Genomic DNA, 9,449 nt, shown 5'->3' with positions numbered 1-9,449 from the left:
GGCGTCAGCGGTGCTACCAGAGCACGTCCTACTTTCAGTAGGAAGAGTCCGTGCAACCCGGGCCTGGCGCTCCACAGTCGGAAGGGGTCCGGCACCTACCCAGGTGCCGGACCCCTTCCGCGTTTCACGGCCCACAGCAGCGACTTCACCTCAGGCCGCAGGCTTCGCGAACGCGGGCCGCACGAGTCCCGCGAGCAGGAACTCCTGCGGCAGGAAGCGCGGGCCGGGCGCCACCTCGTCCTCGAAGGCTCCCCATCTCGCCGGCAAAACCGGGTGAGTCCGGCCTTCCCGTACCCGTACGATCCGTTCCGGAGCACACGAAATCACAGTTCCCGGTCGGTAGTCCGGGCGGCGTCGGCGGTGGCCGGCGGTCAGTAACCTCCCTCCCAGGGTGTCCGGTGCGTTCCCTCCCGGCGCGCGACCGCGCGTGCGGGACACGGCATGACAACCATGGGAGGAAACGCACCATGCCGAGCACGTTCACCGTGTTCTTCGAAGGCCCGTTCTGGGTCGGGGTGCTGGAGATCGCGGGCCCGCGAGGGGTCCGTGCGGCGCGCCATGTCTTCGGGGCCGAACCGGGCAACGCGGAGTTGCTGGAATTCGTCCGCCGGGATTTCGGCGGGCTGCTGGAGTCCGCGCTCGCGGCGCCGGAGGTGGCCGTCGAAGGGCGGGCGCGGCAGCGGTCGGTGGTGAATCCCAAGCGGCTCGCCCGGCAGGCGGCCAAGGAGTTGGCGACCCGGCCACTGAGCACCGCGGCCGAGGAGGCACTGGCCCGGGCCCACGAGGAGTCCGGTCACCTCAACCGCGCTGCTGCCAAGCGCCGCGCCGCCGAAGCCGCGCTCGAACGGCGGGCGGCCGCCAGGCGGCAGGCCAAGGAGCGGCACCGGGGCAGGTGATTCCCCATCTCTCCACCATGCCAATCATATTGGAGCAATATAGGAAAACGGCCTGATCTCATCGTCGACGAACTTCCCGAGCGGAAGGCGGTTTTCCGCCACCGGGGGCCGGGGTAGTGCCGAAGCGTTCGCGCCCCGACCGTTCCGCTGCTCACGAGGGGCGAATCCTTGACGCTTTTCCTTCTCGGAAGGACACCCTCATGCACAGGACCCTTCGGAACGCCCTCGCGACCGTCATCGTGACGGGTGCGCTCACCGCCGCCGCCGCTCCGGCCGCCCTGGCCGCCGAGCAGGCGCCGACGACGGCCGGGGTGCGGGCGGAGCTCCGCAACCCGAAGACGATCAAGGTCGCGGACTACAACCAGGCCCGCAGCACCCTGATCAACGCGGGCAGCAAGACCGCCGCCAAGTCCCACCCGGCACACGGCACCAAGGACGTCCCGGTCTCCCACGGCACCGGCCTGCTGGCCGAGGCCCGCGACAAGTTCCGCGCCGCCGACCGGAACCTGCCGGCCGGCCAGAAGAGGTCCGACATGTCGATCCCGCACTACAACGCCGTCCACAGCGCGGCCAGGACCATGGGCATCGACACCTGGTGACACCTTCCCCACCAGGACTCACGGCCCGGCTCTCCTCCGGTTTCCGGAGGGGAGCCGGAGGGGAGCCGGAGGGGAGCCGGACGGCTTCAGTGCTTCGGGGGCAGGGGCTCTTCCCGCGGCTCACCCAGACTGCCGTCCGGGAGGACGTCGAAGACCGTGAGGGCGATGCCCCTGTCGATCGTCATCCGGTCCGGACCGGACCAGTTGACGTCGGTGTCGTACTTCGAGGTGTCCAGTTCCCAGTGGCGGGCCGACCAGCCGGAACCGGACACCGGCTCACTCCGGTGGATCGGATCGAAGCCGCCCATGTCCGTGATGACGATCACCCGGTCCGGGCGGCCCGGGGCCGGCTCCCGACGCGACGGGTCCATGGGGGGGAACAGGTTCGCCAGAAAGGCGATCGGCACGCAGAGGACCAGCACCCCCAGGCCGAGGCCGCAGACGAGCTGCCCCGTCCCGCTACAGGGACTGTTGGGACTCAAGGGGCCCGACAGGGCCTACCGATGCCTGGGCGTCACCGAGGGGCCGCCCGGCCTCCCGGCCTCGTCCACCGTGAAGACCCTGACCTCCTTCTCCAAGGTCACCGTGATCCGGTCCGGGCCGGACCACTCGGCCCTGACCAGGCCCTCGCCGTCCGTCCAGGGGCCGAGGCCCCAGTGACGGGCCGACCAGCCGCTGCCGGTCAGCAGCTCCACCCGGTAGACCGGATCGATCGAGTCCGCGACATCGGTGAAGGCGAGCACCCGGTCCGGGTGGTCCGGGGCGGCCTCCCGCCGGGTCTGCACCCCTTCGTCGGTGGTCACCAGCGTCGACAACGCGAGCGGCACCCCGAGGAAGACCAGCGCCACCAGAGCGCCGGCCAGGCCGATCTGCGACTCCGGGGTGCGGAACTCCAGCTCGACGACCACCGAGATCAGGACCAGCACGACCGCCGACCCGACCAGCAGGACCGGCCGGTGGAACCAGAGTTCGAGCTCCACCAGCCCGCCCGAACGAGCGGCGTGCCGACCCACCAGGTAGGTCAGCAGCGCCATGAGCGCCACCGCTCTGAGCCCCCACGCGATCCGCCTGCGGCGCGCCACTGCCATCCCTCGCTCCCCCACGGTTTCCTCTCCGGACTTCGGCACGGACCACACCGCCGGTCCTACCGGGGCCTGGGCTCCACCGAGGGGCCGCCCAGCGCGCCGTCCTCGCCCACGGTGAAGACCTCGATCTTCTTCTCCAAGGTCACCGTGATCCGGCCCGGAGCGGACCACTCGGCCCTGACGAAGCCGTCGTGCTCCTCCCAGGTGCCGAGGCCCCAGTGGCGGGCCGACCAGCCGCTGCCGGTCAGCAGCTCCACCCGGTAGACCGGATCGATCGAGAAGGCGACGTCGGTGACGCTCAGCACGTGGTCGGCGCGGTTCGGGTCGGGCGTGCGGGCGACCAGCCGGCCGTCCCCACCGAAGTAGTACGCCAGGGCCCCGACCGCCGCTCCGATGAAGAGGAGCGGTGACAGCACGGCCGCGCAGCCGATCTGCGCCCACCTGGTGCGGAACTCGACCTGGGCCACCGCCGAGACCACGGCCAGCGCGACCGCCGTCCCCAGCAGCAGCACCGGGTGGTTCAGCCGGCGCTCGACCTCGACCAGCCCGCCCTGCCGGGAGGCGAAGTACCCCGGCAGGTACACCAGGAAGGCCGCCAGTGCCGCGCCCCGGAGCCACCACACGACCTGCCTGCGGCGCGCCACCGTCATTTGCTCCCCCCGGAGTTGCCCTTTGCCGGGACTTTACTACGAGGTCCCCGGGCGGCCAGGGCGACGGGTGCTCCGCCGCCCGGGCCGCCCGGACCACCGGCCGTACCCCCGTCACCGCCGGTGGAAGACGCTCCGCGACCAGAAGTAGCCGACCAGCGTCAGCCCGGTGCACCAGGCCAGGGCGGCCCAGGCGCCGGCGCCGATCCCGGTGCCCATCAGCAGCCCGCGCAGGGTCTCGATCATGGGGGTGAACGGCTGGTACTCGGCGAACCAGCGCATGGCCGTCGGCATGGAGTCGGTCGGGACGATGGCGCTGCCGACGAAGGGCAGGAACTGCAGCGGCATCGGCAGGTTGCTGGCGCTCTCGACCGTCTTGGCCACCAGGCCGATGCCGGCCGATATCCAGGTCAGGGCGACGGTGAGGAAGAGCAGCAGGCCCGCCGCGGCCAGCCACTCCACCGGTCCGGCGTTCGGCCGGAAGCCCATCGCGAGAGCCGCGCCGACCACCAGAACCAGCCCGATCATGGTCTGGATGACGCTGCCGACCACGTGCCCCGCCAGGAAGGCGGAGCGCGATATCGCCATCGTGCGGAAGCGGTTGACGATGCCCTCGGTCATGTCGGTGCAGATGCCGATCGCGGTGACCAGCGACCCCGAGGTGGCCGCCATCAGCACGATGCCGGGCGTCACGTAGTCGATGTAGTGGCCGCCGCCGATCCCCGCGCCCAGGGTGCTGCCGTAGGCGTAGTTGAAGAGCAGCAGCATCATGACCGGCATCACCACGACCGCGAAGGTCAGCGACGGGTACCGCAGGGCGTGCTTGAGGTTGCGGCGCAGCATGGTCAGCGAGTCGCCGAGCGCGTGGCCGGCCGTGCCCGTGGCCGTGCTCATCGCACGCCCTCCCCGGTCAGTTGGAGGAAGACGTCGTCCAGGTCGGCCGTCTCCACGACCAGCGACTCGGCCGGTACGGACGCGTTGTCGAGCGTGTCCAGTACGGCCTTCACGGTGAGGACGGAGTTGTCCCCCGGGATCTCCAGCCGCAGCGCCTCGGTGTCCGCCGTGGCGTACTCGAACAGTGCCGCGGCGGCGGCCAGTCGGCCGGCGTCCGCGAACCGGAGCCGGATCCGCCCGCCGGGGGCGAACCGCTTCAGCTCCTCGGCCGTGCCCTCGGCGACGATCCGGCCGCCGTCCAGGACGGCTATCCGGTCGGCGAGCTGGTCGGCCTCCTCCAGGTACTGGGTGGTGAGGAGGACCGTCACCCCGTGGTCGGCGACCAGGCTCCGGATGATCTCCCACATGGTGCGCCGGCTGCGCGGGTCCAGCCCGGTGGTCGGCTCATCCAGGAAGATCACCTTCGGATCCCCGACCAGGGTCATCGCGAGGTCGAGCTTGCGCCGCATGCCGCCGGAGAAGGTGGTGACGGCCTTGCGGGAGGCCTCGGTGAGATCGAAGCGCCGCAGCAGCTCCTCCGCCCGCCTCCGCCCCTCCCGACGGCGGAGGTGGTTGAGGTCGGCCATCAGCAGCAGGTTCTCCTCGGCGGTGAGCAGGTTGTCCACCGCGGAGAACTGGCCCGTCACCCCGATCGCCCCGCGCACCGCGTCGGCCTCGCGTTCCACGTCGTGCCCGGCCACCCGGGCCGAGCCGCCGTCGGCGGGGATCAGGGTGGAGAGGATCTGCACGGTGGTGGTCTTGCCGGCGCCGTTGGGCCCGAGCAGGGCGTACACACTGCCCGCCGGGACCTCCAGGTCGACGCCCCTCAGGACCGGCTTGTCCCCGTAGGACTTGGTGAGGGCCGTCGCCGAGATCGCCGGGACCGTCCGGTTCGCCGGGACCGCCGGGCCCCCCGAGGCCACCGCCATCACGCCCTCCGGACGATGACGTTGCCGACCTGGGTGCGGCCGCGCACCTCGACCGTCTCCACCGCGTCGCCCGGGCCCTGGGTGGGGCCGAGGTCGTTGCGGACGCCGCCGACCTTGCTGTGCACGTCGAGCCAGGCCGCGGTGCCCTCCGCGATGCCGACCTCGACGTCCCCCACGTTGGTCTGGAGGGTGACCTGACCGCGAACCACCCGGTTGACCCGGATGTGGCCGTGCGCCGACTTGGCGTCCACGTTCCCCTCGGCGGCGCCGATGTGGATCCGGCCGTTGGAGGCGTTGGCGTGCAGCTCGCCGCGCACCTCGTCGATCTCGGTGTCGCCGTTGCTGTTCTTGACCGTCAGCCGGCCCCCGACGGAGCCGATCTCGATCCGGCCGGCGCCCGTCACCTCGGCGTCCCAGGCCGTCCCACCGAGCCGGACGTCGCCGAAGCCGCTGTCGAGCCGCACGCTGTCGGCCTGCTCGACCTGGATCCGGCCGAGCGAGGTCTTCAGCCGGCAGGCGCCGAGCGGCCCCTCGGTGATGAACTCGGCCATCGGGCACTCGCTGTGGACCTCGGAGCCGATCGGCAGCTCGACCAGGACCTCGATCGCGCCCTTCTTGCTGGTGAAGACGGAGCGCTGCTTGGGGGCCTTGATGCCCAGCCGACCGCCGGAGAAGTCGACCTGGGTCTGCTCGGCGGCCTTGACGTCCGCCTCCTTGGCCGGATTGGCGGGCCGGACCTCGACCACGGTGTCGGTGCGCTTGCTCGCCTTGATCCAGACCGAGCCGATGTCGAACTCGAGGATGGCGGAGATCGGTCCGTCGGTCTCGTACGTAGGCATGGCTGTCCCGTCCTCTTGACTCGTGTAGGTGTTCCCGCTGGTCGGAGCGGGGGTGACGTCGAAGGTGCAGAAGGTGGTGCAGACGATTCCGGTACTGCGGACGTGCTAGTGGACCCAGCCGGTGAAGCCCTCGCCGCCGATGCTGCGCGCGATCCGGTTGCCCGGATCGGCCGCCGGGCGGCGGGCGGGCTCGCCGCCCTCGAGCGCACCGGCCAGGGCCCGCACCAGCCAGGCGTTGAGCGAGAGGCCGGCCTCGGCGGCGGCCTCCTCCGCCCGGGCCTTGAGGTGGGCGGGCAGGCGGAAGTTGATCCGGGCCGTGCCCGTCTCGTCCGCCTCCGGCACCCCGGAAGGCGCGCCCGAAGGTGCCACCGGAGGCACCCCCGGCGCCATCGCCGACGCCAGTGGCGCCACGGATGGCGCCAGCGGTGCCAGATCGCCGTGGAAGGCGCCCGAACCGGGCGGCGCCGTCACCACGAACTCCGGATCGAGGCCGCGCAGGCGCACGTCCACCGAGCCGGGGGCGAGATCACGGGTGACCTCGCCCATGGCGGCCGAGAGCGCGTTGAGCAGGGTGAGCCGCACGGCCGACTCCAGCGGGAGCGTCAGCCGCTCGGCCAGCGCGCGGGCCTCCTCCCCGCCGGTGGCGGCGGCCACCGCGAGCTCGTTCCGGAGGTTTTCCACGTAGGGCGTGAGGTCCATGGCCGATAGCTTGGCACAGCGGTGGCGCCATGTCGAGCCATTTGTGGCGCCACTTTGGCACCATCACCCGAACGGGGTCGGCGCCGACTGGCACCGATGACGGAACCGCCCCGCCGACCGGAGGTCGACGGGGCGGTTCAGGGGTGGTTCAGCGGTGGTTCAGAGGCGGGTTCCGGGGCTCCTACGCCTGCCGCCAGCCCGCCAGGTAGGCGTCGATCTCCGCGGCCAGCCGGGTCTTGCCCGCCCGGTCCAGGAAGGAGGCCTCGACCGCGTTGCGGGCCAGCCCGGCCACCCCGGCCTCGTCCAGGTCCAGCAGCCGCGCCGCCACCGCGTACTCGGTGTTGAGGTCGGTGCCGAACATCGGCGGGTCGTCGCTGTTGATCGTCACCAGCAGCCCGGCGTCCACCATCCGCTTGATCGGGTGGTCCTCGATCCGCTCCACGACCCGGGTGGCGATGTTGGAGGTCGGGCAGACCTCCAGCGGGATGCGGTGCTCGCCCAGGTAGTCGACCAGCGCCGGGTCCTTCACCGCCTGGGTGCCGTGCCCGATGCGCTCGGCGCCGAGCACCCGGATGGCGTCCCAGACCGTCTCCGGCCCGGTGGTCTCGCCCGCGTGCGGGACGCTGCGCAGACCGGCCGCCCGCGCCCGGTCGAAGTACGGCTTGAACTGGGGGCGCGGCACACCGACCTCCGGGCCGCCCAGGCCGAAGCTGACCAGGCCCTCGGGGGCCAGCTCGGTGGCCAGCCGGGCCGTCACCTCGGCCGACTCCAGCCCGGCCTCGCCGGGGATGTCGAAGCACCAGCGCAGCACCACGCCGAGCTCCTTCTCGGCGCGCAGCCGGGCGTCCTCGATCGCCTCCATGAAGGCGACCTCGGGGATGCCCCGGCGGACCGAGGAGTACGGGGTGATGGTCAGCTCGGCGTACCGGATGTTCTGCCGGGCCATGTCCTCGGCCACGCCGTAGGTGAGCGCGCGGACGTCCTCGGCGTCCCGGACCAGGTCCACGACGCTCAGGTAGACGTCGATGAAGTGCGCGAAGTCGGTGAAGGTGAAGTACTCGGCGAGCGCCGCCGGGTCGACCGGCACCCTGGAGTTCCCGGCGTGCCGGGCGGCGAGCTCCGCGACGACGCGCGGCGAGGCCGAGCCGACGTGGTGGACGTGCAGCTCCGCCTTGGGCATCCCGGCGATGAACGCCTCGATGCTCCGGTCCGCGGGCTCGGTCCGGCTGTCGCCGTTCCGACTGTCACTGGGGCCGATCCGACTTCCGTCCGGCTGGACCACGGTGGTTCCCTTCTTCCTGCTCCGTGCCTCTACGCGCGTATCGCGGGGTTTCGGCCCAGGATAGGCCCGAGTCGTCGCCGCCGTCCCCGGGATCGGCCCCGAGCGCCGCCTTCCCCGGGATCGACCCCGGGCACCGCCGCCCCCGGGATCGGCCCCGGGCACCGCCGCCCCCGGGATCAGCCTCCGAGCGCGACCGCCACGGTGTGGATCAGCAACCCGGCCAGGGCGCCGACCACGGTGCCGTTGATCCGGATGAACTGGAGGTCGCGGCCGACGTTGGCCTCGATCTTGCGGGAGGCGTCGTCGGCGTCCCAGCTCGCCACCGTCTCGGAGATCAGCGAGGTGATCTCCGCCCGGTAGGTGTCGACCAGGTACTGGGCGGCGTCCTGGAGCCAGCCGTCCACCTTGGCCTGCAGCTTGGCGTCGGTGGCCAGGCGCTCGCCGAAGCCGCGCACGCCGTCGCGGATGCGCCGGCGCAGTTCGCTGTCCTCGTCCTCGGCCGCGCCCATCACCAGGGTGCGCACGGCCGCCCAGGTGGAGTTGATCAGGTCCTGCACCTCGGGGCGGGCCAGCAGCTCGCCCTTGGCCCGCTCGACCCTGGCGATGGTCTCCGGGTCGGTCTGCAGCTCGGTCGCGAAGTCGGCGAGGAAGTTGTCGATCGCGCCGCGCGCCGGGTGGTTCGGGTCGTCCCGGATCTCGGTGACGAAGCGCAGCAGCTCCTTGTAGACCCGCTCGCCGACCTGGTGGTCGATGAACCGGGGCGTCCAGCCCGGGGTCTTCTGGGTGACCTTCCGGACCACGTCCTCGTGGTTGGCGGTCAGCCAGCCGTGCGCCCGGACGGCGACCAGGTCCACCATCCCGTGGTGCCCGCCGTCGGCGACCACCTTGCCGAGCATCCGGCCCATCGGCTCGGCCACCGAGGTGGCCGCGGCCCGCCTGGTCACCGCCTCGGCGACCACCGCCCGCACGTCGTCGTCGCGGAGCACCGCGAGCAGGCCGCGCAGCGCCGCCGAGGCCTCCTTGGTGACCCGCTCGGCGCTGCCCGGCGCGGCCAGCCACTCCCCCAGCCGGCGGCCGATGCCGAGCGCCGCCAGGCGGCCGCGGACCACGTGGCCGGAGAGGAAGTTCTCGCCGACGAACTCGCCGAGCGAGCGGCCGAAGGCGTCCTTCTTGGTCGGGATGATCGCGGTGTGCGGGATCGGCAGGCCGAAGGGCCGGCGGAACAGCGCGGTCACCGCGAACCAGTCGGCCAGCGCGCCGACCATGCCCGCCTCGGCGGCGGCCGCCACGTACCCCGCCCAGGGGCCGGCGCCGGCCGCCCTGGCCCAGGTGGACAGGGCGAAGACCAGGGTCGCGAAGGCCAGCAGGCCGGTCGCGATGGTCTTCATCCGGCGGACGCCGCGTCTCTTCTGCTCGTCGGCCGCGGTGAACCGGACCCCGTGGCCGGTCCCGCTGAAGGCATCGTCACTCACCCCGCCAGTCTGCCCGGTGCCCGGAGCGGACGGGGGCGCGCCTCGCGATCACGCGCTCCCGCCCGACG

The 9,449-nt window shown here is 72.3% G+C and carries 11 protein-coding genes; 2 read left to right on the top strand and 9 right to left on the bottom strand.

Going from position 1 to position 9,449, the window contains the following annotated elements:
* Positions 1 to 467: 467 nt before the first annotated feature.
* Both ACIQ87_RS17785 and ACIQ87_RS17780 read left to right on the top strand, forming a co-directional pair.
* Positions 468 to 896 carry a YjdF family protein gene (locus ACIQ87_RS17785; RefSeq protein ID WP_402407214.1) on the top strand — a complete coding sequence of 143 codons (429 nt, stop codon included), beginning with the start codon at positions 468 to 470 and terminating at the stop codon, positions 894 to 896.
* A gap of 200 nt (positions 897 to 1,096) precedes the next feature.
* Positions 1,097 to 1,495: a hypothetical protein gene (locus ACIQ87_RS17780; RefSeq protein WP_402407211.1), complete on the top strand. Its 399-nt coding sequence runs from the start codon at positions 1,097 to 1,099 to the stop codon at positions 1,493 to 1,495.
* Between the two features lie 86 nt (positions 1,496 to 1,581).
* Here ACIQ87_RS17780 and ACIQ87_RS17775 read toward each other — a convergent pair whose 3' ends face one another.
* From ACIQ87_RS17775 to ACIQ87_RS17735, 9 genes are all read right to left on the bottom strand, one after another.
* A complete protein-coding gene (locus ACIQ87_RS17775) occupies positions 1,582 to 1,866 on the bottom strand; it encodes a hypothetical protein (RefSeq protein ID WP_402407209.1) in 285 nt (94 codons plus the stop codon).
* 126 nt (positions 1,867 to 1,992) lie between these two features.
* Complete coding sequence (locus tag ACIQ87_RS17770; RefSeq protein WP_402407206.1) at positions 1,993 to 2,583, bottom strand: hypothetical protein; 591 nt, start codon at positions 2,581 to 2,583, stop codon at positions 1,993 to 1,995.
* A gap of 56 nt (positions 2,584 to 2,639) precedes the next feature.
* The gene (locus tag ACIQ87_RS17765; RefSeq protein WP_402407204.1) at positions 2,640 to 3,230 is read right to left on the bottom strand and encodes a hypothetical protein; all 591 of its coding nucleotides are present in this window, start codon (positions 3,228 to 3,230) and stop codon (positions 2,640 to 2,642) included.
* A 111-nt stretch (positions 3,231 to 3,341) separates the two neighbouring features.
* Complete coding sequence (locus tag ACIQ87_RS17760) at positions 3,342 to 4,121, bottom strand: ABC transporter permease (protein ID WP_402407202.1); 780 nt, start codon at positions 4,119 to 4,121, stop codon at positions 3,342 to 3,344.
* On the bottom strand, positions 4,118 to 5,089 hold the full coding sequence (locus ACIQ87_RS17755) for an ATP-binding cassette domain-containing protein (protein ID WP_402407199.1): 972 nt from the start codon (positions 5,087 to 5,089) through the stop codon (positions 4,118 to 4,120). Before ACIQ87_RS17755 ends, ACIQ87_RS17760 begins: the two co-directional genes overlap by 4 nt.
* Entirely contained in the window at positions 5,089 to 5,928 is an 840-nt protein-coding gene (locus tag ACIQ87_RS17750) for a DUF4097 family beta strand repeat-containing protein (protein WP_402407196.1), read from the bottom strand. Before ACIQ87_RS17750 ends, ACIQ87_RS17755 begins: the two co-directional genes overlap by 1 nt.
* A 105-nt stretch (positions 5,929 to 6,033) precedes the next feature.
* Positions 6,034 to 6,627: a toxin-antitoxin system HicB family antitoxin gene (locus tag ACIQ87_RS17745; RefSeq protein WP_402407193.1), complete on the bottom strand. Its 594-nt coding sequence runs from the start codon at positions 6,625 to 6,627 to the stop codon at positions 6,034 to 6,036.
* A 181-nt stretch (positions 6,628 to 6,808) separates the two neighbouring features.
* Complete coding sequence (locus tag ACIQ87_RS17740; RefSeq protein WP_402407356.1) at positions 6,809 to 7,828, bottom strand: adenosine deaminase; 1,020 nt, start codon at positions 7,826 to 7,828, stop codon at positions 6,809 to 6,811.
* 257 nt (positions 7,829 to 8,085) lie between these two features.
* Positions 8,086 to 9,381 carry a DUF445 domain-containing protein gene (locus tag ACIQ87_RS17735; protein WP_402407190.1) on the bottom strand — a complete coding sequence of 432 codons (1,296 nt, stop codon included), beginning with the start codon at positions 9,379 to 9,381 and terminating at the stop codon, positions 8,086 to 8,088.
* Positions 9,382 to 9,449 lie beyond the last annotated feature (68 nt).

It is taken from the genome of Kitasatospora sp. NPDC096204, assembly GCF_044763205.1.
GTDB lineage: Bacteria > Actinomycetota > Actinomycetes > Streptomycetales > Streptomycetaceae > Kitasatospora.
Note: the sequence above shows the minus strand (reverse complement) of the source record. Positions and strands in the feature narration are given on the sequence as shown.

Coding starts and splice junctions, on each gene's coding strand:
- ACIQ87_RS17785 (WP_402407214.1), top strand. CDS start 468: ATGCCGAGCACGTTCACCGTGTTCTTCGAAGGCCCGTTCTGGGTCGGG.
- ACIQ87_RS17780 (WP_402407211.1), top strand. CDS start 1,097: ATGCACAGGACCCTTCGGAACGCCCTCGCGACCGTCATCGTGACGGGT.
- ACIQ87_RS17775 (WP_402407209.1), bottom strand. CDS start 1,866: ATGGACCCGTCGCGTCGGGAGCCGGCCCCGGGCCGCCCGGACCGGGTG.
- ACIQ87_RS17770 (WP_402407206.1), bottom strand. CDS start 2,583: ATGGCAGTGGCGCGCCGCAGGCGGATCGCGTGGGGGCTCAGAGCGGTG.
- ACIQ87_RS17765 (WP_402407204.1), bottom strand. CDS start 3,230: ATGACGGTGGCGCGCCGCAGGCAGGTCGTGTGGTGGCTCCGGGGCGCG.
- ACIQ87_RS17760 (WP_402407202.1), bottom strand. CDS start 4,121: ATGAGCACGGCCACGGGCACGGCCGGCCACGCGCTCGGCGACTCGCTG.
- ACIQ87_RS17755 (WP_402407199.1), bottom strand. CDS start 5,089: ATGGCGGTGGCCTCGGGGGGCCCGGCGGTCCCGGCGAACCGGACGGTC.
- ACIQ87_RS17750 (WP_402407196.1), bottom strand. CDS start 5,928: ATGCCTACGTACGAGACCGACGGACCGATCTCCGCCATCCTCGAGTTC.
- ACIQ87_RS17745 (WP_402407193.1), bottom strand. CDS start 6,627: ATGGACCTCACGCCCTACGTGGAAAACCTCCGGAACGAGCTCGCGGTG.